Source organism: Pseudonocardia halophobica (assembly GCF_027922425.1).
Classification (GTDB): domain Bacteria; phylum Actinomycetota; class Actinomycetes; order Mycobacteriales; family Pseudonocardiaceae; genus Pseudonocardia; species Pseudonocardia halophobica.
The window spans coordinates 102894-124783 of record NZ_BSFQ01000019.1 but is presented as its reverse complement, the minus strand read 5'-3'; the positions used below and the strand labels follow the sequence as shown (position 1 = coordinate 124783).

General features: G+C 75.1%; 17 protein-coding genes. 9 read left to right on the top strand and 8 right to left on the bottom strand.

The annotated features are described in order from the left end of the window. Positions 1-175: 175 nt before the first annotated feature. Entirely contained in the window at positions 176-517 is a 342-nt protein-coding gene (locus PKE99_RS21700; protein ID WP_037044128.1) for a hypothetical protein, read from the bottom strand. Positions 518-651: 134 nt separating this feature from the next. After that, positions 652-2058: an FAD-binding oxidoreductase gene (locus PKE99_RS21695; RefSeq protein ID WP_037044452.1), complete on the bottom strand. Its 1407-nt coding sequence runs from the start codon at positions 2056-2058 to the stop codon at positions 652-654. A 125-nt stretch (positions 2059-2183) separates the two neighbouring features. Between PKE99_RS21695 and PKE99_RS21690 the strand changes: the two genes are divergently transcribed. Continuing rightward, complete coding sequence (locus PKE99_RS21690) at positions 2184-3632, top strand: chloride channel protein (protein ID WP_231498153.1); 1449 nt, start codon at positions 2184-2186, stop codon at positions 3630-3632. 26 nt (positions 3633-3658) lie between these two features. Here PKE99_RS21690 and PKE99_RS21685 read toward each other — a convergent pair whose 3' ends face one another. Next, on the bottom strand, positions 3659-4243 hold the full coding sequence (locus PKE99_RS21685; RefSeq protein WP_037044130.1) for a TetR/AcrR family transcriptional regulator: 585 nt from the start codon (positions 4241-4243) through the stop codon (positions 3659-3661). 112 nt (positions 4244-4355) lie between these two features. Between PKE99_RS21685 and PKE99_RS21680 the strand changes: the two genes are divergently transcribed. Continuing rightward, entirely contained in the window at positions 4356-5597 is a 1242-nt protein-coding gene (locus PKE99_RS21680) for an MFS transporter (RefSeq protein ID WP_037044132.1), read from the top strand. Between the two features lie 16 nt (positions 5598-5613). Here PKE99_RS21680 and PKE99_RS21675 read toward each other — a convergent pair whose 3' ends face one another. After that, positions 5614-6396, bottom strand: coding sequence for a VldE C-terminal domain-containing protein (locus PKE99_RS21675; RefSeq protein ID WP_051737207.1), 783 nt, complete (start codon positions 6394-6396; stop codon positions 5614-5616). A 109-nt stretch (positions 6397-6505) separates the two neighbouring features. Here PKE99_RS21675 and PKE99_RS21670 point away from each other — a divergent pair, with 109 nt between their 5' ends. The 5 genes from PKE99_RS21670 to PKE99_RS21650 all read left to right on the top strand — a co-directional run bounded on the left by PKE99_RS21670 (position 6506) and on the right by PKE99_RS21650 (position 13526). Beyond that, on the top strand, positions 6506-6994 hold the full coding sequence (locus PKE99_RS21670) for a MarR family winged helix-turn-helix transcriptional regulator (protein ID WP_037044134.1): 489 nt from the start codon (positions 6506-6508) through the stop codon (positions 6992-6994). Beyond that, on the top strand, positions 6991-8238 hold the full coding sequence (locus tag PKE99_RS21665; protein WP_037044136.1) for an MFS transporter: 1248 nt from the start codon (positions 6991-6993) through the stop codon (positions 8236-8238). The genes PKE99_RS21670 and PKE99_RS21665 overlap by 4 nt, the downstream gene beginning before the upstream one ends. 133 nt (positions 8239-8371) lie before the next feature. After that, positions 8372-10417, top strand: coding sequence for an alpha-amylase family protein (locus PKE99_RS21660; protein ID WP_081924012.1), 2046 nt, complete (start codon positions 8372-8374; stop codon positions 10415-10417). 404 nt (positions 10418-10821) lie between these two features. Next, positions 10822-12045: a hypothetical protein gene (locus PKE99_RS21655; RefSeq protein ID WP_051737208.1), complete on the top strand. Its 1224-nt coding sequence runs from the start codon at positions 10822-10824 to the stop codon at positions 12043-12045. Between the two features lie 77 nt (positions 12046-12122). Then, on the top strand, positions 12123-13526 hold the full coding sequence (locus PKE99_RS21650; protein ID WP_037044138.1) for an alanine--tRNA ligase-related protein: 1404 nt from the start codon (positions 12123-12125) through the stop codon (positions 13524-13526). Positions 13527-13569: 43 nt separating this feature from the next. Here PKE99_RS21650 and PKE99_RS21645 read toward each other — a convergent pair whose 3' ends face one another. From PKE99_RS21645 to PKE99_RS21635, 3 genes are all read right to left on the bottom strand, one after another. Further along, complete coding sequence (locus PKE99_RS21645) at positions 13570-15111, bottom strand: bifunctional aspartate transaminase/aspartate 4-decarboxylase (protein WP_051737209.1); 1542 nt, start codon at positions 15109-15111, stop codon at positions 13570-13572. 269 nt (positions 15112-15380) lie between these two features. Continuing rightward, the gene (locus PKE99_RS21640) at positions 15381-17855 is read right to left on the bottom strand and encodes a bifunctional lysylphosphatidylglycerol flippase/synthetase MprF (protein WP_231498154.1); all 2475 of its coding nucleotides are present in this window, start codon (positions 17853-17855) and stop codon (positions 15381-15383) included. Next, positions 17852-19135 carry an alpha/beta hydrolase gene (locus tag PKE99_RS21635; protein WP_037044140.1) on the bottom strand — a complete coding sequence of 428 codons (1284 nt, stop codon included), beginning with the start codon at positions 19133-19135 and terminating at the stop codon, positions 17852-17854. The genes PKE99_RS21640 and PKE99_RS21635 overlap by 4 nt, the downstream gene beginning before the upstream one ends. Positions 19136-19384: 249 nt before the next feature. On the opposite strand from PKE99_RS21635, the gene PKE99_RS21630 reads away from it, so the two are divergent. After that, positions 19385-20584 (top strand): baeRF2 domain-containing protein, encoded by a 1200-nt coding sequence (locus tag PKE99_RS21630; protein ID WP_051737210.1) that lies wholly within the window; start codon positions 19385-19387, stop codon positions 20582-20584. Between the two features lie 77 nt (positions 20585-20661). Here PKE99_RS21630 and PKE99_RS21625 read toward each other — a convergent pair whose 3' ends face one another. Continuing rightward, entirely contained in the window at positions 20662-20994 is a 333-nt protein-coding gene (locus PKE99_RS21625) for a GYD domain-containing protein (protein WP_051737211.1), read from the bottom strand. A 244-nt stretch (positions 20995-21238) separates the two neighbouring features. Here PKE99_RS21625 and PKE99_RS21620 point away from each other — a divergent pair, with 244 nt between their 5' ends. After that, a complete protein-coding gene (locus tag PKE99_RS21620) occupies positions 21239-21883 on the top strand; it encodes a hypothetical protein (protein WP_037044142.1) in 645 nt (214 codons plus the stop codon). The last annotated feature ends 7 nt before the right edge of the window (positions 21884-21890 follow it).

Here is a 21890-nt window from a genome sequence, read left to right as displayed (position 1 = left end):
CGACCTCGTCTGGGCGCTGCTCCGTGACAACCGCCGCTTCACCACCGAGGCACCGGCCCCCGCAGCCAACGCGGCTTGACACGGTCATTGAAACTCCCCGTGGCGTCGACGATCCGTCGACGGAGAGTACCGATCACATGACCCTGGGTGACGCTGCAGGGTACCGGCCGCGGGCTCAGCCGTGCCGGGCGCCGCGGAGCTGGGTGGTGGTCCAGGCGAAGATCCCGACGCAGGCCAGGGCCACCACGGCGAAGACGATCGCCGGGACCAGCGCGCCGTCCATCAGGAACACCACCGTGACCAGCACGCAGAGCAGGAACGCGAGCACCGAGATGCCGCGGTGCAGCTTGAGCGCGCTCTGCCCGTCGTGGGAGCCGGAGCCGGAGTTCGGGCCGCCGAAACCGAGGACCGGGCGGCCCTTGATGGAGGCGGGGCGCGGGTCGGGTGGGGAGGCGGAATCGGGGTCGCCGCCGTGGGTCCGGTGACCGGCGGCGCGTTCGTCGCTCGGAGTGGCCATGCGCCACTGTACCCACTTCCCCCGCGGTCGATTCACGTCTCGCCGCAGCTCGTCCGCCGTCCACGGAGTTCGTGTGCACACGGCGCCCGCGGCGCCGGGGCACGGGCCCCGGCGCCGGCGGACGACGGGGTGGATCAGCCGATCACGACGTTCGTGGCGAAGGTCCCGGCGGGGTCGAACCGGCGGGCGGTCCCGAGCAGCCGGGCACGGTCGGCGTCGCTCCACAGGGCGCCGACCCGGGCGGGACCGGCCTGGCCGAGGAGGTTGACGAGCGCGCCGCAGGCCCAGGGCCCGACGCTGTCGACCACGGCCGCGGTCGCCGCCACGACCACCTCGACGGGCGGCCCGGCGAGCACGCCCACGGTGAAGACGGAGAAGGCGGCGTCGCGGCCGGCGACCGCGCCGGGCACCTCGGGCCGGCGGGCGACCGCCCCGCCCAGCAGCCGCAGCTCCACCATCGCCAGCGGTGCCTCGACCTGCGGCCCGGCGACGGCGAGGAGCGCGTCGACGGCCTCGGCGGGCAGCTCGGCGACCGCGGTGCCGCGGTCCCACATCGGCATCGGGTCGACCGGGTCCATGTGCACCGCGTCGATCGCGGCGTACGGCAGGTCCGCGACCGTGTCGAGCACCGGCGCGGCGACGGCCCGCATCGGGGCGAGCAGCGCGGCGCCCTCCTCGGCCGATCCGAGGTGCGTGAACCGGACGGCGACGGCGAACCGGCCGCGCAGCGGCTCCGGCAGCGCCGGGTCCGGCGGCAGGCGCAGCATCGCGACGGAGGTGCCGGCGTCCTCGGGCAGGGCGGGCGCCCACTCGCGCCAGGCGTGCAGGACGGCGGCCGCGTCGTCCGCGCCGAAGAACAGCGCGCCGCCGAAGAACCGGGCCACCGGGACGAGGTCGAACTCCATCTCGGTGACGATCCCGAAGTTGCCCTTGCCGCCCCGGACGGCCCAGAAGAGGTCGGCGTCCGGACCCTGGCTGTGCTCCGAGACCTCGCGCACCGCCCCGTCGGCGGTGACGATGGTGAACCGCCGGACGTGGTCGGCCGCGAAGCCGTAGCGGCGGGCCAGCGGGCCGAGGCCGCCCCCGGTCGTGTAGCCGACCACCCCGACCTGCGACGACGAGCCGCTCAGCGGGGCGAGGCCGTGCGGCGCGGCGGCGTCGATCACCGCCCGCCAGCGCACCCCGGCCCCGACGACGGCGCGGCGGTTCAGGGAGTCGATCCGCACCGCGTCCATCCGCCTCGTGGTGACCAGGACCGTGCCGTACAGCTCGCCGGTGAGCCCGTGCCCGGTGGCCTGCACCGCGACCTTCCGGCCGGTGGCGGCGGCGTACCGGACGGCCGCGGCGACGTCGGCCGTGCTCGTCGCGCCCACGACCACGGCGGCGGCCGGCGGATAGGCGACGTTGAAGCCCGCGGCCTCCTCGGCGAACCCGGGGTCGCCGGGCTGCAGGACGGGGCCGGCGACGGCGGCGGTGAGCGCGAGGAGGTCGCCGGGGCGGAGCTCGTCGAGCGAGGAGGTCGGCGGGGTCGAGAGGGTCATCGGGGTCTCCCGGTCTGTCGGGCCGCGGGGAGCGGCGTCGGTGATCGAAGACTCCCGTCCGGCGGGGGTGCGCCACGACCGCGCCACCGGGCCTCCGCGGGGTGTGGCCAGCACCCCGTCTCGCGGTGCGGCTGCCCGTCCGGGCAGGATGCCGCCGTGGGTTCCCGCAGGTCCGCCGTGGTGACGAGGGGCGGCCCAGCGAGCGGCTCCGGCAGCCGCAGCCGTTGTTGCGCAGGCGGATCGCGTCCGGCCGCGCGGCGATGGACCAGCCCAACGTCACCGGCGACGGCGACGTCCCGCTCACGACCCGGTTCTGGCTGATGGTCGTGTTGACCGGCGTCGGGGCGGGCCTGTTCGGGATCGTGCTGATGCTGCTCCTCGGCGCGGTCGCCCGGCTGGCGTTCGGCCCCGGGGCCGACGCGGACTTCCAGGGCGCGGTGGAGCGGGCCTCCTGGCTCGGGCGGGTGCTCCCGCTGCTCGTCGCCGGCGTGATCGGTGGGATCGGCTGGTTCCTGCTGCGCCGGTACGTCCCCGGCCGCTCGGACGTCGACGACGCCATCTGGACCGGCGACGGCCGGCTCGGCTTCCGGCGCAGCGGCGGGACCTCCGTGCTCTCCGTGACCGTGGTCGGCCTCGGGGCGTCGCTGGGCCGGGAGGCGGCGCCGAAGCTGATGGGCGGGGTGTGCGGCAGCGTGCTCGCGGGGTGGGCCGGCCTGTCGACCCCGCAGCGCCGCCTGCTCGTGGCCTGTGGGGCGGGCGCGGGGCTGGCCTGCGTGTACAACGTGCCGCTCGGCGGGGCGCTGTTCACCGCGGAGGTGCTGATCGGGGCGGTGCGGCTGCCCGTCATGCTGCCCGCGCTGGCCTGCTCCGCGGTCGCGACGCTGACCGCGTGGATCGGCCTGCCCTCCCACCCGGTCTACGCCGACCTGCCGGACTTCGCGTTCTCCGCGTCGGCCCTGGTGTGGGCGGTGCCCGCCGGGGTGGTGACGGGCCTGGTCGCAGTGGCCTTCGTGCGGCTCATCGCGTGGGCGTCGCACCGGGTGCCGCGGGGCCGGGCCGTGCTCGTGGCGCCCCTGGCCGCGTTCGCGGTGCTCGCCGCGCTCGGGCTCGTCTTCCCGCAGCTCTACGGCAACGGGCAGGACATCGCCGCCGACGCCTTCGCCGGGGTCGGCCCGCTGTGGCTGTTCGCCGCGCTGTTCGTGCTCAAGCCGCTGGTCACGGTGCTGTGCCTGGGCAGCGGCGCGTCCGGCGGGCTGTTCACGCCGACCCTCGCCACCGGCGCCGCGCTGGGGGCCTGCCTGGGCGGGGCGTGGTCGCTGCTGTGGCCCGGCACGCCCGTCGGCGCCTTCGCGATGATCGGCGCGGCCGCCATGATCGGGGCCGGGATGCAGGCGCCGCTGGCCGGGCTCGCGCTCGTGCTGGAGCTGACCCACACCGGCTTCGGGCTGATGGTGCCGATGATGGTCGCCACGCTGATCGCCACGGCGGTGTCGCGGTGGGTCGACGGCTACTCGATCTACTCGGCCCGGCTGGCCGAGCGCGTCGCGCCCGTCGGGCGGGGGGCGGCGCGGTGACCGCCGGCCCGGCGCCGCCGCTCAGCTCAGCCCGGCAGGAGCAGGTCGACGAGCCCGCGGGCCCAGTCCGGTGAGCCTGGCTCGCCGGTGAAGATCGCCCGGTAGTACAGCGGGCCGAGCAGCGCGTCGGCCGTGCGCTCCACGGTGGGGGCGGTGCCGCCGCGCGCCTTCTCCCGCTCGATCATCGCCGCGAGCTGGTCCTCGCGGTCGCCCCGGCAGGCGCAGGCGCCCTGCTCGCCCCCGGCGCCCAGCGTGGCGCGCATCAGCGCGAGGACGTCCGGGTCGGCCAGGTCGGTGGCGACGTCCGCCGCCCAGCGCTGCAGGTCCCCGCGCAAGGACCCGGTGTCGGGCACGACGACGTCGCCGGAGAACCGGCTGGTCGCGACGTCGGCGAGCAGCTCGCCGACCGAGCCCCAGCGGCGGTACAGGGTGGTCGCGTGCACGCCCGCGCGGGCGGCGACGGCCGGGATCGTCAGCCCGTCGCCCACCTCCTCGGCGAGCAGTTCCTCGACGGCCCGGTGCACGGCCGCGCGCACCCGGGCCGAGCGGCCGCCGGGGCGGGATCCCGTGGGCCCACCCGTAGAGCGCGTGACCGGGGTTGATGCAGCCATGCCGGCGATTATTGCACTGATCGCTGCGACAAGCTAACGCAACGATCTGTGCGTTCGTGCTACCGTCGTCGGTGTTAACGCACAGATCGCTGCACGAACTTGCGAGGCGAGCATGACGGTCACGACAGAGCCGGCCGGGACGACGGCCGGGCGCATCCGGTTGCGGGGGCCGTACTTCGCGGGGGTGACCGCGATGATCATGCTGTTCCTGGCGGCGTCGAGCGCGCCGTCCCCGCTCTACGTCGTCTACCAGCAGCTGTGGGGCTTCACGCCGACCGTGCTCACGGTGGTGTTCGCCGTCTACGTGGTCGGCCTGCTGGCCTCGCTGCTGGTGGTGGGCGCGCTGTCCGACCACGTCGGCCGCCGCCCGGTCCTCTTCGGCGCGATCCTGCTGGAGATCGTCGCGCTGGTGCTGTTCGTGCTGGCCGGGGACGTGGTCGTGCTGTCGGTGGCCCGGTTCCTGCAGGGCGTGGCCACCGGTGTCGCGATGACGACGCTGGGCGCCGCGCTGGTCGACCTGGAGTCCCCGGGCGCCCCCGGCCGTGCGGGCGTGGTCAACTCCGTGGCCCCGACGACCGGGCTCGCGCTGGGCGCGCTGGGCTGCGGGGCGCTCGTCGAGTTCGGGCCCGCGCCGACCCGGTTCGTCTACGCGCTGCTGCTGGCGGGTATGGGGCTGGCCGCGGTGATCGTCGCGCTCATGCCCGAGACGTCCGCCCGCCGCCCGGGCGCGCTGGCTTCGTTGCGCCCCAACGTGGGCGTCCCGGCCCGGCTGCGCGCCGAGGTCGTCCCGGTGGTGCCGGTGATGATCGCGAGCTGGGCGCTCAGCGGGCTCTACCTCTCGCTCGGGCCGTCGGTCACGGCGGGGCTGTTCGAGCTGCGCAACCATCTCGTGGGCGGGTTCGTCGTCACGCTGCTGTGCGGCACCGGAGCGGCCACCGCGTTCCTGCTGCGCAGCCGGCCGGTCGTCCGGCTGCTGGCCCCGGCCGCCGCGCTGCTCGGCCTGGGCACCCTCGTCACCCTGCTCGGTGTGATGACCGGGCTGATCGCCGTCGCGGCGCTCGGGACCGTCGTCGCGGGCATCGGTTTCGGGGCGGCGGCGCTGGCGACCTTCGGCACCTTCGCCCGGATCGCCGCTCCGCACGAGCGCGGGGCGCTGTTCGCGGTCGCCTTCGTGATCTCCTACGTCGCCTTCAGCGTCCCGGCCGTGGCCGCCGGGTTCGCCGGCACCGCGTTCGGTTTGCGGATCACCGCCGAGGTGTACGCGCTGGTCGTCGTGGCGCTCACCGCCACCGCGCTGGTCCTGCGGCTGGCGCTCGCCCGCGCGGCCCGGCGCGCGGCCCCGGCCTGCCCCTGACCACCCGCGGGACCGGTCAGGGCTGGGCGCGGACCATCGACAGCCGGCCGTCGGCCGGACCCGCGGCGGTCCACGTGCCCTCCTCGGCCGACCACGTGCGGCCGTCGTAGGTCACCTCGGAGAGGCCGAACCGGGCGGCGTGCGCCACGAGCCAGCTCGCGATCGCCCAGCCGCGCTGCGCCGGCTGCGGTCCGCTGAGCCGTGCGGTGCCGAGCTCCTGCGCGGCCACCGCGGCGACGTCGTCGGGCGGGGTCTGCGGCGTCAGGTCCTGGCAGCGCAGCGCCGCCGGCGCCTGCCCGGTCAGCGCGACGGCGATCGCCCGGGCCTGCGGCTCCCACTGGGCGTAGGCGTCGGGCGCCGCCGACCGCTGGACGAGCTGGGCGGCCTCGGTCACGGACACGTCCTGCCAGTCCGGCAGCTTCTTCAGTGCCCGGTAGAACGCCTGGGCTGCGTACACGGGGTCGGTGACCTGCGCGTACGTGCCCCAGCCCTGGCTCGGCCGCTGCTGGAACAGCCCGGCCGAGTCGCGGTCGCCGCCCGGGAGGTTGTCCAGCCTGGACTCCTGCAGCGCGGTCGCGATCGCCACCGTCACGGCGTGGTCCGGCAGGCCCTCCGCGTACCCGACGCCGCCGATCGTCGCGGCGTACCCCGCCTGCCGGACGGTCAGCGACACCGACCGGCCCGCTGCCGTCACCACACATCCCGGTTCCGGACGCGTGCTCGACCACCAGATCACGCCGCCCACCACGAGCACGCCGACGAGCAGGAGCGACAGCAGGGTCGCCGCGGTGCGGTTCACGCGGCGCCCTCGGTCATGGGCCTATGGTGCCGGAGGGGCGGATGGGAGTGGGGCGGTGCCACTCGGCCGCCCACTCCACGAGACGTCACAGTGCTGTTATATTAGCGCTGTGACATCGTCGGACCCCACTCTCGAGAGCTGGTTGCGGCCGCTCAAGGACCTGCTCGACACGATGGACGCCGCGATCGCCGAGCTCTACGCCGAGCGCGGGGTCCGGGGCGTGCGCACCCGGTTCAGCATGGCGCTGATCCGCCTGCACCACCTCGGCCCGATGCCGATCAAGGAGCTCGCCGCGCAGATCGACGTCACGCACTCGGCCATGAGCCAGACCGTCACCGAGATGCGCAAGGAGGGGCTGGTCGAGACCGCGCCCGGCGCCGACGCCCGCACCCGCGAGGTCGCGCTCACCGCGAAGGGCCGTGCGCTCGTGCCCTTCCTCGAGGCGGAGTGGCGGGCCACCGAGGCCGCGTTCGGCGAGCTCGACGCCGCCCTGCCCTACCCGATGACCCGGGTGATCGACGACGTCGCCGCCGCCCTGCGCGAGCGGCCCTTCCTCGACCGCATCCGGGCCCACCTGCCCGAGTCGGAACGCCCGTGATCGCGCTCGACCGGGTCCTCGACACCCGGCCCCTCCGCGGGCACGCCGGTTTCCGACGGCTCTGGATCGGGTCGACGGCGTCGGCCTTCAGCGGGCAGGTCGCCGTGGTGGCCGTGCTCGCCCAGGTCTGGGAGCTGACGGCGAGCCCGGTGCTCGTCGGCGTCGTCGGGCTCGCGACGGGGGTACCGATCGCCGTGTTCGGCACGCTCGGCGGCACCCTTGCCGACGCCCTGGACCGGCGCCGGCTGGTGCTGTTCACCAGCGCCGGGGCGGCCGTCGTCGCCGTGCTGCTGGCGGTCCAGGCCGCGGTGGGCCTGCGGTCGTGGCTGCTGGTCCTGGCCCTGGTCGCGGCGCAGACGGGGTGCAGCGCGCTCGGCTCCTCGGCCCGGCGGACCTTCGTGCCGCGGCTGCTCCCGCGCGACCAGGTCGCCCCCGGGCTCGCGCTGAACCACATCTCGTTCCAGGGCGCGATGCTCGTCGGTCCCGCCCTGGCGGGCCTGGTCATCGCGGGGTGGGGGACCAGCGCGGCCTACGCGCTCGACGCCGCCGCCACGGCCCTGTCGCTCTACGGCGTCGCCCGGCTGCCCGCGATGCGGCCCGACCGGGAGCGCACCGGCCGCGGGTTCGTGGAAGGGCTGCGCGACACCGTGGAGGGCTGGCAGGTCCTGCTGCGCACCCCGGTCCTCCGCGCGGCGCTGGGGATCGACCTCGCGCAGACGGTGCTCGCGATGCCCGTCGCGCTCTTCCCGGCGCTCAACGCCGAGCGCTTCGCCGACGACCCGCGCACCCTGGGGCTGTTCCTGTCCGCGATCGCGGCGGGCGGCATCGTCGCCGCGCTGACCTCGGGGCCGGCCACCCGCGCGCGGCGGCCGGGGCTCGTCATGATCTGTGCCGCCGCGGTGTGGGGGGTGGCGCTGGGCGTGTTCGGGCTGGTCGACGGCCTGTGGGCCGCCCTCGTGTGCCTGGCCGTGGCGGGCGCGGCGGACACCGTGTCGGTGATCTCCCGCGGCACCGTCGTCCAGCTCGCGACGCCGGACTCGCACCGCGGCCGGGTCAGCGCCGCGGAGTACGTCGTCGGGGCGGGCGCGCCCGGGATCGGCAACGCGCGGGCCGGGCTCGTCGCCGGCTACGTCGGCCCCGAGCTCGCCGCCGCGACGGGTGGCGCCGCGTGCGTCCTGTGCGTCGGGCTCATCGGGGCGGTCGGACGCGAACTACGCCGCTGGACCGTCGACGGGCGGAGCTGAGGGCGGCGCGATCCGGGGACCGCGTTGGTCGGTCGACGGCCGGGCCGACGGCGGCGCGCCGGACCGTTGACGAACGGGGCCGGGAGCGGCGCGCGATCCGGCGGACCGGGCCGGTGCGCGGCAGGATGGACGGATGATCGACCGCCAGGGCCCGGCGCCGTCCCCGGCCGGGTCCCACGCCGGCGCGGCACCGGATCCCGACGCCCGCCGCCGTCGTCCCGAGGCCGAGCGGCGGCGCGCGGCCGCCGCCTGCCTGCGGTCCCTGCTCCCCGAGCTGCGACCCGAGGCGGAGGCGGCCCTGGGCCGGGCCGAGGCCGTCGGGTTCCTCGCCCGGCTGGAGCTGTGGTTCCCCGACCTGCACCTGCCGCTCGACGCCCTCTACGGCGACCGGCACGACACGGACGCCCTCGCCGCCCGCCTGGTCCGTGCCGCCCTCGCCGCCGCGGCCGCCCGGCCCGCACCGATGCGCGAGCTCGACCGCCGCCGCGAGGTGCACCCGCGCTGGTACCAGGACCCGCGGATGGTCGGGTACGTCGCCTACACCGACCGGTTCGCCGGCACGCTGCGCGGCCTGCACGCCCGCCTCGACCACCTCGCCGAGCTGGGCGTGACGTACCTGCACCTCATGCCGCTGCTGCGCCCGCGCGAGGGGGAGAACGACGGCGGCTACGCGGTGGCCGACTACGGCGCCGTCGACCCCCGGCTCGGTACCCTCGGCGACCTGGAGGAGCTGGCGGGGGCCCTGCGGGCGCGGGGCATGAGCCTGTGCGTGGACCTGGTGCTCAACCACACCGCGCGCGAGCACCCGTGGGCGCGAGGCTGGCTCGCCGGCGACCCGCGGTACGCGGGCTTCTACACCGCCTTCCCCGACCGGACGCTGCCCGACGCCTACGAGGCGACGATCCCGGACGTCTTCCCCGACCGGGCGCCCGGCTCCTTCACCTGGGTGCCCGAGGCCCGGGACGGCGCGGGCGGCTGGGTGTGGACGACCTTCTGGGACTACCAGTGGGACCTCGACCATGCGAACCCCGAGGTCTTCGCGGCGCTGCTGGGGACGGTGCTCGCGCTGGCGGACCGGGGCGTCGAGATCTTCCGGATGGACGCCGTGCCGTTCATGGGCAAGCGGCTGGGCACGAACTGCCAGAACCAGCCCGAGGTGCACGACCTCCTGCAGGCCCTGCACGCCGCGGTGAAGCTCGCCGCCCCGGCGACGGTGTTCAAGGCGGAGGCGATCGTCGCGCCGGAGGACCTCGTGCCCTACCTCGGCGGGCACCCGCGGCACCGGCCCGAGTGCGAGCTGGCCTACCACAACCAGCTCATGGTGCTGCTGTGGTCGTGCCTGGCGACCCGGGACGCGCGGCTCGCGGTGCAGGCGCTGCGGCGCATGGACCCGATCCCGTCGGACGCCTCCTGGGCCACCTATGTCCGGTGCCACGACGACATCGGCTGGGCCATCAGCGACGTCGACGCGGCCGCCGTCGGCTGGACCGGCGCGGCGCACCGGCACTTCCTCAACGACTTCTACTCCGGGCGGTACCCGGGCTCCTTCGCCCGCGGTGCGCTGTTCCAGGAGAACCCCGAGACCGGCGACGCGCGCATCTCCGGCAGCGCGGCCTCGCTGTGCGGGATCGAGCAGGCCCTCGACGTCGGCGACGGCGGCGCGCTCGAGGCCGGCATCCGGCGGCTGGTGCTGGCGTACGCGGTCGCCTACGCCTATGGCGGCGTGCCCCTGCTGTACATGGGCGACGAGCTCGCGCTCCGCAACGACCACTCCTACCTCGACGACCCCGCCCTCGCCGCGGACAACCGCTGGATGCACCGCCCGTGGCTCGACGCGGCCGCCTTCGCCCGCCGGCACGACGCCAGCTCCGTCGAGGGTCGGGTGTTCGACTGGCTGCGCCGCCTCGCCACCACCCGCGCGGACCTGCTCGCCCTGCACGCCGGCGCCCCCGTCGAGGTGCTCGTGCTCGACGACCAGCGCGTCCTCGCCTGGCGCCGCCGCCACCCGCGCAGCGGCACCTTCCTCGGCCTCGCGAACTTCGCCGAGCACCCCGCCTCGGTCGACGCCGGGCTGGTCCGGGGCCTCGACACCGTCCTCTCCTCCGACGGTCAGGTCCGGGTCCAGGAGGGCCGCGCCCACCTCCCCGCCCTGGGCTTCGCCTGGCTCGCCGAGCCCTGATGATCATCCGTCCCGGACGGGGACGGTCGATCTCCGACGCTCCGCGTCCACGCTCGACGATCTCGACCGTAGCGGGGTGGCTCGGCGCATTTCGCCGCGCTCCCTCGTCCGTGAGGAGGGTCGTCGGCGCTGTGAAGGCGGCCCTCCACCGTGATCGCTGTGTCGGACCGATCTCCGCCAGATCTGGCCGGTTCCGGTCCTGGATGGTGATCAGTGGGCCGTGACGGTGCCGGACGCCGTCCATGATCATCGGTCGGGACGGAGACGGGCGATCTTCGACGCTCCTGCTCCACGATCGACGATCTCGCCGCTGGCGGTTCCGCCCGGCGATCACGGGGCTGTCGCGACCGCCCGTCGATCGCTACCGTCTCGCGGACACGGCCGCGGGCCCGGGGGAGGGTGCGATGACGGCGACGGCGGAGCCGCGGGAGCCCGGGCCGGAGCGCGTCGAGCCGGCCCCGCCCGACGGCACACCGTCCCACGCCGCCGTCTCCGAAGGCGCCCTCGACAGCGCCAGCGCCGACGCCGCCCCCGACCGTGCCGCCCTCGACGCCGCCCCCACCACCCCGACCCGCCTCCGCGGCCCCGTGGTGCGGGAGGACGCGGTGCGGACCGTGCGGCTGCTGGCGGTGGCGTTCGGGGTGACGGTGGTGGTGACCCGGCTGTACCTGGCGCTGACCGGTTACCCGCAGATCGGGGGCGGCGAGTACCACCTCGCCCACGCGTTGTGGGGCGGCGTGCTGCTGCTGGCCGGGGGTGTCGTGGCGCTGCTGTGGAGCAACCGCTGGGTGCAGCCGGCCATGGCGGTGTGCGTGGGCGTGGGCTCGGGGCTGTTCGTCGACGAGGTCGGCAAGTTCATCACCCGCCGCAACGACTACTTCACCCCGCTCGCCGCGCCGATCATCTACAGCACCTTCCTGGCGGTGCTCGGCGTGGTGGTGCTCGCCCGGCACGTGCCGAAGGGGAGACCGCGCGAGCTGGCGTACGCCGCGGTCGTCCGGCTGAAGGACCTTGCCGACGGGCCGCTGCGGCCCGCCACCCGCACCGTGCTGCTCCGGGACCTCGACGCCCTGCGGACCCAGCCAGCACGCCCCGACCTGGCCATGCTCGCCGGCGCCGTGCACCCGGTGGTCGAGGCCGCACCCGTCGAGACCCCGCGGGACCGGCTGGGCGGGGCACGCAGCGCCCTCGCCCGCACCGAGCGCGTGCTCCTGCCACGTTGGGTCCACCGGCTCCTGCTGGCCGGCGGCTCGGCCGTGCTCGGCCTGCTCTCCCTGGTCGGGCTGGCCGTGCTGATCGCGCTGCTCAGCGCCGCGCCCGACGTGCAGATCGTGCTCGACGACCGGGCCGTCGCGCCCGGCACCCGGCCGCCGGCCCTCGTGATCGCGTCGGCGGGGGAGGCGGTCGTCGGCGTCGTCCTGCTGCTCGCCGCCCTCGCCCTGCTGGTGGGCCGGGACCGGGCCGGCACCGCGCTCTGCCGGGCAGGTCTGGTGATCGCACTGGCCTTCGTGAACGTGGCCCTCGGCTATCTCGACGCCGAGCTCGTGGTGATCGCGGTCGTGGTGGAACTCCTCCTCCTGGTGGCCGCGACCCGTTACCGCACGCGATTCCTGCACGACGACGCGTGACGGATTCGCACAATTCTTCGGCCTGTACCCCGTTCTGGTCTTATGGTGCGGCCGAACTCCCTGGCAGGGTCGGCGGAATGGACGCACAGGACATCCGCCGGGCATTCCTCGACATGCTCGCCCAGGACGGCCACGCCATCGTGACGCGCGCGCCGATCGTCCTGCGCGACGATCCCACGACCCTGTTCACCGGGTCCGGGATGCAACCGCTGCTGCCCTACCTGCTCGGGGCCGATCACCCGCAGGGCGCGAAGCTCGCCGACGTGCAGCCCTGCCTGCGCGCCCAGGACATGGACGAGGTCGGCGACAACCGGCACACCACCTTCTTCGAGATGCTCGGGAACTGGAGCCTCGGCGACTACGAGAAGGCCGAGCAGATCCCGCGGGTGTTCCATTTCCTGGTCGACGTCGTGGGCCTCGACCCGGACCGGCTCTACGTGACCTGTTTCCTCGGCGATCCGGCGCACGGGATCCCGCGCGACGAGGTGAGCGCCGAGATCTGGGAGCGGCTCTTCGCCGAGCGCGGCATCGAGTGCCGGCGCATCGACCTCGGCACCGAGGAGTACGGCAACGAGCACGGCAACCAGGGGGCGCGGATCGCGTTCTACGGCGACAAGAACTGGTGGAGCCGGTTCGGCGCGCCGGACGAGATGCCCGTCGGCGACCCGGGTGGTCCCGACTCCGAGGTCTTCTACTACTTCCCGCAGGTGGAGCACGACACCCGCTACGGCCGGTACCCGCACCAGAACTCCGACGGCGGCCAGTACATGGAGATCGGCAACTCGGTCTTCATGACCTTCCGCAGGACGGAGACCGGCGTCGCCGAGCTACCGCGGCACAACGTCGACTTCGGCGGGGGGCTGGAGCGGATCGCGGCGGCATCGATCGACAGCCCGGACGTCTACCGGGTCAGCCTGCTGTGGCCGATCGTCGAGAAGCTCCAGGAGATCTCCGGGAAGTCCTACGACGGCGGTGCGCCGGAGGTCGTCCACGCCATGCGGGTGGTGGCCGACCACGTCCGCGGCGCGGCCTTCCTCGCCGCGGACGGGGTGAAGCCCGGGAACACCAAGCAGGGCTACGTCATGCGCCGGCTCGTCCGCCGGGCGCTGCGCTTCGGCCTGGACCTCGAGCTCACCGCGGGCGTGGCCGCGGACCTGGTCCCGATCGTCGGCAAGCTGTTCGCCGACGTCTACCCGGAGGTGGCCGAGCAGGAGGAGCGCATCGTCGCCGTGCTGCAGAAGGAGGAGCGGCAGTTCGCCCGGACCCTGCGCAAGGGGCTGTCGATGCTGCGCCGGCTCAACCGGCAGGGCGAGGTCGTCACGGGCACGCACCTGTTCGAGCTGCACGACACCTTCGGCATGCCGGTCGAGCTCAGCCTCGAGGAGGCGCAGCGCAAGGGCTACCCGCTCGCCGAGGACTGGCGGACGGTGTTCGACGGCCTCATGGACGCCCAGCGCGACCGGTCCCGCGCGGCCGTCTGAGCAGGTCCGGGCCCGCCCGGGGCCCCGTCGGTCCGGGCGGGCGTCAGCCCACCAGCTCGTCGACGACGAGGGTGATCGCCTCGCCCACGCGCGTCAGCTCCCCGGTGCGCAGCGCGGCCAGGCAGACGCGGACGTCCCAGGTCGGTGCGCTGTACCCGCCCCCGGGCAGCACGACGACGCCGTGCTCGTGCGCCAGCATCTCGGGCACCCGCCCGGGGTCGGCCGCCAGGAGTCGCTGCACCCCGGCCTCGCCGTGCCGCACGCGGGCCACGGCCGTGAGATCGATCAGCGCGTAGTAGAGCGTGTCCTGGCCACCCGGCGCCTCGACACCGAGCGGGGCGAGCAGGGCGACCAGCCGGTCGTGCAGCTCCAGCCGCAGCGAGGCCGCGTGCGCGGCGCCCTCCGGCATCACGTGGGCCAGCGCGAAGAGGGTCATCTGCACCTGGTCCGGCGTCGCGAGCCCGGCGATGTTGTGCAGGGCCACCTCGCGGCTGTCGGCCACCATGCGGGCGAGGAAGGGCAGGGTCCCGGAGTCCGGGGTCAGCGACGAGTACCGGCGGTCCGCGGCCGCCCGCGCGGGGCCCGTGCGGCCGGCGAGGATGTCGTCGAGCACGGTGTCGGCCGCGACCGCGGCGAACCCGACCCGGTTGCCGGTCGCGCCGAAGTTCTTCGAGAAGGAGTGCAGGCAGATCACGTTGCGCGGCACCTCGGCCAGCATCCCGCGGAAGCCCTCGACGAAGGTCGCGTAGACCGTGTCGGCCACGATCACCAGGTCCGGGCGGTGGTGGTGCACGAGGTCGCGGACCTCGCGCAGCCGCTCGGGGCGGATCGCGCGGGTGTCGGGGTTCCCCGGGTTGATCACCACGAACGCCTTGATCGCCGGGTCGCGCAGCGCCTGGAGCACGCCCGCGTCGAACCGGTACGGCTTGTTGGCCGCGGCCCGGATCTCCACGATCTCGAAGCCGAAGTCCGCCAGCGCCGGGATCTGCAGGTACGGGGTGAACACCGGCGCCGCGATCGCGATCTTGTCGCCCGGCGAGACCAGGCCGTTCTCCTTGAGGGAGCGGAAGGTGTACGCCATCGCGGCGGCGCCGCCCTCGGTGCCGAAGACGTGGAAGCGCCCCGGCGGGCCGGACTCCACGCCGGTGACCTCCACCAGGTAGCGCTCCAGCACCAGCTCGCAGTGCCGCAGCATCCGCGTGGGGGAGGGGTAGCCGTCGCCCAGCACGGCGCGGACCAGCTCGGTGACCAGCGCGTCCGGGTCCGCCTGCAGCTCCTGCACCACCCAGTCGACCGACGCCGACAGGAATCGCGCGCCCTCGGACGGGTCGAGCGCCAGCGCGGCCGCGAGCCGGTCCGCGATCCCGGCCGACACCGGGGTGCTGCCCCAGAACGGGTCGCCGGCGGCCGCGGAACCCGCGGCGGCCGCCTCCTCGACGGCGAAGGACCCGAGGCGGAAGAACGCCGCCCGCGGGGTGGTGGCGATCCAGTTGGGCTGGCCGCGCCCGGCGTCGAGCACCGGGCGGCCGGAGTGCCGGGCCGAGTCGGTGAGCGCGGGCTGGGACGCCGGGGCGACATCGGTCATCGGGACTCCTCGGGCGAGGGGGCGGGAGAGGCGGAGGCGCGGGCCGGACCCGACCCGCGAACGGGACCCGGCCCGCGAACGCGGACGGGGGCCGATCGCGCATGGCGATCGGCCCCCGGCCGGACGTTGGTGGAGGACACAGGAATTGAACCTGACAGGGCGCCCCAAGTGCGCATCCCCCGTGCGGAAAGAAAACTAGCGCACATCATTGTCGCCCCACAAGGCCCGGTTCCCGCGGATCATCTGAATCGACGACGGAAAGTGCCCGGTCAGTGCGTCGCCGGCTCCTTGCCGCCCCCGGAGAAACCGGCCGCGATCAGCTGTCGTGGCGTGGCGTCGGGCAGATACGCACGCGTGAGCGCGATTCCGATACGGGGGAGGTCCGCCTCGTCACGGAATGCGAGGTGCACCGGTTCGTAGCGGGGCGAGAACTTGGCCTTGAACGCGTGCAGGGAACGGAAACCGTAGAATGGTTCCAGCGCCCCGCCGAGCTTGTCCAGCAGCCGGTCGGTGCGGTCCAGCTCCGCCTGGTCGTCCCCGCGGGCGAGCGGGGCGCCGGACAGCGAGATGAACTCGTAGCCCTCCTTCGCGAACGCGAGGCAGGCCGACGCGATCATGAACTCCATCGCGGACCGGAACCCGTCCGTCCGGCGCCGCATGACGTCGAGCGTCCAGCCGCGGATCCGGCCACCCTCGGCGTAGACCGGCAACCAGGACGTCACGCCGTGGACGCTGCCGCCGGCGTCGATCGCCAGTCCGACCTTCACCGCCGGGTCGAGGGCCTCGTCGACGCCGCCCAGGGTGAAGCCCATCTCCGGCAGCCCCTTGTCGCCCACCCACTCCTCGGAGATCGCCCGCACCTGGGCGAGGACGGCGAAGGACTCCGCGGCGAGCGTGACCACCCGGAACTCGATGCCCTCGCGCTTCGCCTTGTTCAGCGCGGTGCGGATGTCCTGCCACTTCTTGCCCTTGAAGGCGATCCCGGGCAGGTCGATGAGGGTGTCCTCGGCGATCTGGACGGTCCGCCAGCCCGCGGCCCGGGCGGCCTCGGCGGCGGTGTCGGTGACGGAGAACAGGCACGGGGTGAGCCCGCCGCGCTCGGCGTCCTCGGTGAACTCGGTGACCGCCGCGGCGATCGTGCCCTGCGGCGCCACCGGGTCGGCCAGGGCGAGGGCGATCCCGGCGTGCCGCTGGTAGCCGACGTACCCGCGGCCGTCGCGCAGGAAGTAGAAGCGCATCTCCGGCCACAGCGTCATCCACGACATCGTCGAGCCGCCGACGGAGGTGAGCAGGGTGCGGGCCCGCTCGAGGGCGTCGGCCTCGCTCGCGGCGAGCCCGCCCGGCACGCGGCGTCGGATCGGGACCCGGAAGGCCCGCCGGTTGAACAGCAGCACGACCAGCACCGCGATCCACAGCACCCCGGTGCCGAGCGTGATCGCCTCGTCGGTCACCACCCCGCCCACCAGCAGGATGACGACGGCGGCCACCGCGACCAGGGCGTTCAGCACGCCCAGCACGACGGTGACCCACCAGGCCCACCGCTTGCCGAGCCGCAGCGCGTTGGCCACGACCCCGACGATCACGACGTCGATCAGCACGTCGAGCAGCGAGGTCGCCTGGCCGGCCGTCTCGCCGAACGGTCCGCGGCCGGGGAACAGCAGCACGACGAGCTCGGTCAGCGCGATCGCGACGAGCCCGGCGAACGCCAGCAGGCGCGTCTCGCGGCGGGTCCGTGGGCCGAAGCCGGGCTCCACGCCGAACAGCCGTTGGCCCACCACGAACCCGACGGCGACGGCGATGAGGTGGGCGACGTCGGACAGCGTGCCCTCGAACAGGAACGCCACCAGGACGTAGAAGCCGAGCAGCGCCCGGATCCGCAGCCGCCAGGGGGACCGGAGCGCCGCGGTGGTGACCGCGAGGACGGTGAGCGCGCCGGTGGTGAACCCGGCGTCGCGCACGGTCGCGAGGTGCACCGCCCACGGCCACGACGTGTGCGACAGGGCCCAGACGAGCAGGGACGCCAGCAGCACGCCGCCGATCTCGCCGGCCAGCGCGGTGATCGCCACGACCTTCGTGCCCATCCGGATCTCGCAGGCGCCGACGACGATCGCGAACAGCAGCAATCCGGTGACGTACTGGCCGGGCGTGATCGCGAAGAACCAGCCGGTGAACAGGGTCCAGACCCGGCCCTCCTGCAGGGCGGGCACGCCGTAGGCGACCTGCGGGAACCAGCCCTCCTGCCAGAGCGGGCGCCAGATCGTGCGCCCGACCAGCCCGACGAGCAGGGTCACCGCGACCACGGTGATCGTGAACGGCATCCGGCGCCAGGCGTGGGGGAGTGCGGCGGTCAGCCGGGAGGCCCAGACCTCGAAGGGCGCCGTACGACCGGCGGCCGCGGGCAGCGGGGCCGACGCCGGCGGGGCCGCGTCGGCCGTGACCGGCGCGGCGGGCGGCGGGCCGGAGGCCTTCTCCACCGGCTTGCCGGCCTTCCCCGCGGGCGGCTTCTCGACGGGTGCCTTCGCCGCGGGCGGCTTCTCCGCGGGTGCCTTCACCGCGGGCGGCTTCTCCGCGGGCGGCTTCTCCGCGGGTGCCCTCGCCGCGGGCGGGTTCGCGGCGGGCGGCTCGTCGGCGGGCGGCGCCTGGACGGGCACCGTGGCTGCGGGCGGCGTCGCGGTGGGCTCCTTCTCGGCGGGCGTCGGCCCCTCGACCGTCCCGCCCGCGGGCAGGCCGTCCGGCGCGCTCACCGCGCCGCCGCCGTCAGGCCGAGCCGCGGACCCAGGAAGTCCATCGCCGGCGGGAGCGACGCGTGCGGCACCCCCCACGAGTGCCCCTGCCCCGGCACGACCTGCGTCCGCACCGTCATCCCGGCCCGCTGCGCGGCCGTCGAGACCTCGGTCTGCCATTCCCCCACCTCCTCCTCGTCCCCGCCGCAGGCGAAGTAGCCCCACACGTCGGGGTACTTCCGCTCCGCGAGCAGGGTCAGCGGCGTGAGCGCGTCGAACGCCGCGGTGTCGCCGTGGAACGCGATCTGGATCGTCTGCGTCCGGTCGGCGCTGATCGCGGGCTCGCGCTCGCCCGCCATGTCGACGAAGTTCGGGTACAGGTCCGGGTGCCGGGTGGCCATCTGCAGCGCGCAGGTGCCGCCGAAGGACCAGCCGCCGAAGGCCCAGTGCGCGTGGTTGGAGTCGACCCCGAGGTTGGCCTCGATCCAGCGCGGCACGTCGACCGACAGGTAGGTGTCGGCCTTCGCGATGTCCGAGTCCATGCACATGGTGTTGTTCCCGTCCGCCCCGTTCGGGTCGACGACGACGGTCACCGGCGCGAGCCCACCATGCCGCTGCGCGACCTCGTCCATCAAGGCCTGCAGCGTGCCGCCGACCACCCAGTCCTGGGGACCGCCGGGCTGGCCGGCGACGAGCACCAGCACGGGCAGCAACGGGGCGTTCGGCGAGTTGTAGGCGGCGGGGAGGTAGAGCTGGGCGTCCCGGCCGGTGAACCCGCTGACGGTGCCGGGGATGGGCGCGGTCTCGATGCTCGACGTGCCGGTGGCCGGGCCGGTCCAGCGCGAGGCGACCGGGGTGGACATGGAGCGGGAGGGGGCGCCGTGCCCGCCCGCGAAGGACCGCTCGTCGCCGCCGGCGAGGGCGCCGAGCGTCGGGTACTGCTCGAAGTAGACGTTGATCTGTGCGGCCGCGGACACGACCACCAGCAGGCCGCACACGAGCGCGACCACCTTCCGGCCGGGGCGGGTGGCGACGAGCGACCCCAGCGCGAGCACGACGCCGCCGAGCCCGAGCGCGGTCCAGAGCAGCACCTGCCGGGGGAGCGGCTCCGGGACGAGGTCGAGCACGTCGACCACGAGCAGGTTGAGTCCGGCGAACACCAGGGCGGCGACGAGCACGGCCACGACGACCGTGGCCACCGCGCCGCGGCCCCACCGCGTGAGCAACCCGAACATCGCGAGCCCGCCGACGGCCAGCAGCGCGATCGGCAGCCACCCGTCGACGAGCGAGAGTCCGCCCACCGCGCTCCTCCCGCCGCCCCGACGATCACCCGGTGATCACCGACCGGTTCGTCACGTCCTGGTGTGTCGTTACGGACCATGGCCGAGCGGCCACGGTGCGGGACCGGAAATCACCCGGCCGGGTGTAGTGCGGCCCCGCCCCGCCGGCCCCGGCCCTCGTTTCGCGGGTGGCCCACCGGGTACCGCCGACGTCGACGATGTCCGTCCTCGACAGGGCCCGCCCCGGCGAGGCCCGGAACGGAGGAACCCGTGCGACTCGACTGGCTGCGCGACGCCTGCGCGGCACCCGGCCCCTTCGCGACCGTGATGCTCGACGTCTCCCACGACACCGAGGACGCGGCGCGCCAGGACGAGCTGCGCCGCCGCGCCGTCCGCGAGGAGCTCTCGGGCCAGGGTGCGCCGGAGTCCGTCGTCGAGGCCGTCGACGGCGCGCTGGCCGACGCCCCGCCGCCCGACGGGACCGGCGGGCGGGTGCTCGTGGCCGCCGAGAAGGGCGTCCTGGTCGACGCCGTGCTGCCGGCGCCGCCGCGCACCGCCGTCACCACCTGGTCGCCGCTGCCCGAGCTCGGCGCGGTGACCGGCGAGGTGCGGGAGGAGGTGCCGGCCGTGGTCGTCCGGGTCGACGACGAGGGCGGCGAGATCCTCGCCCCCGGCGACGCCGAGGCCGAGCAGGTCAGCGGGCCCAGCGGGCCGGTGCACAAGGTACGCGGCGGCGGGTTGTCGCACCTGAACATGCAGGAGCGGGTCGAGGAGACCTGGCGCGAGAACGCGGCTGCCGTGGCCGAACGGGTGGACGCGCGGGTGCGCGCGAGCGGCGCCCGTGTACTGGTCGTGGCCGGACCGCCGCGTGCCCGGTCCCTGCTCGTCGACTCCCTGTCCGAGCGGTCCGCGCAGATCGTCGCGCAGGTCGACCACTCCGGCGGCATCTCCCCGGAGGACGTGCCGGACACCGTCGCCGCCGCCGTCGAGGACGTCCTCGACGCCGAGCGCCGCGCCGCCTGGGACCACTACCGGCAGCTGGCCGGCCGGCCCGACGGGCAGGCCGTCACGGGGCTGGCCGACGTGGTCGCGGCCGTGCGGGCCGAGGCCGTCGACACCCTGTTCCTCGACCCCGCCGCGCTGACGGACGCCGAGGTGTGGTCCGGCACCGAGCCGACGCATCTCGGCGTGCAGCGCGAGGAGCTCGAGGCGCTCAACGCCACCGACCCCCACCGGGTGCCCGGCGTGCCGGCGGTCATCCGGGCGCTCGCGTGCCAGAGCGGGCAGCTCGTGCGGCTGGACGACCCGGCCGTCGTCCGCGGCAGGGACCGCCTCGACGACGCCCGGCAGGCCGAGGAGGAGGCGCGCGCCGCCGCGGACGCGACGGGCGAGGAGGCGCCCGAGCCCGGCCTGTTCGCGCACGGCGAGCTGGCGGACGGCCTCGGCGCCACCCTGCGCTTCCCGATCTGAGGCACCCCGGAGCCACGACGCACGCCCGCGCGGGGTGCGTCGTGGCTCCGTGCCGTATCGGTGTGCCGTAGAAGCCCTCAGTCCCCGGGGCGGACGTACGCCTGGAGCGGGAGACCCGCCTTCTCCAGCACGCCGACCAGCTCGTCCGGGGTGATCAGCTCACGGGTCTCGTGCCGGTCGAAGGCGCCCGACGCGGTCACCGCGAGCGAGATCGCCGCCGCCGCGCGGGAGTCGGGCGCATCGAAGATCACGATGCCGTCGTGGCCCCCGAACATGTAGTACAGCGCCTCGAGCCGGGCGTCCTGGGCCTCGAGCATGGTCCGGACGGCGGCCGTGCGGTCGCTGGGCTTCAGCACCATCCGGTTCCACGTCTCCGGGCTGTAGCTGAAGAAGAACGCGAACTTCGCCATCGTCGACCCTCCCTGTGCCGTGGAGCCGTCCAGCCTCCTCCGACCGCCGCCCGCTGTCGCTGCGTAGAGGTACGTACGCGTCCCGGCGGTCCAGCTCGGTGCGGGGTCGGGCGATCGGGGGACGGCGCGATCAGCCGGTACGTCCACCATCGGCCCGACGGGACGGGGGCCCGGCGGGGAGCACCGTCGAGGGCGTCGGGGCGCACCACCCGGGACGCCCTGCCGGACCCGAGGAGAGGCCCCCATGAGCACCACGATCACCATCACCGAGTCCGCTTCCGAGGGCCCCGAGGACCCCCGCCGCGACGCCGCCCGTCCCGGCCCGGTGCAGGACCGTCCGGTGCCGAAAGGCCCGGTGCAGGAGCGCCTCGTGTGGAACGGCCTCGTGCAGCACCCTCCGGTGCAACAGGACCGCCCCGTGCAGGACCGCCCCGAGCAGGACCGCCCCGAGCAGGACCCCCCGGCGGCGACGTCGCGGCCGGGCGTCTGGGCCTCCGTGCTCGCCGGGATGGACTGCTACGGCTACGGCCTGGGTTACGACTACTACACCGCCCTGCACGCCGCGAACTCCCACGGGCCGGCTCCGCGCGAAGCCGGTGCCCCGCGGTCCCGCACCGGCCGGACCGTCGCCGTCGCGGTCGGCGGGATCCTCGCCGCAGCGGCCGTCGCGGGCGGGCTGATCATCGGGCTCGGCGGGCACTCCACGCCCTCGATCCCCGCCGCGACCCCCCACACGGGAACCGCCACGATGGCCCACGGGAGCGGGCACGGCACGCCGGCCGTCCCGTCCGCGCACCCGGCGGCCCCGGTCGTCCCGGCCCACCCGATGGCCCCGGTCGTGCCGCCGACGCAGCCGGCGATCCCGGCCGGCACCCACGTGGCACCGTGACCGCCCG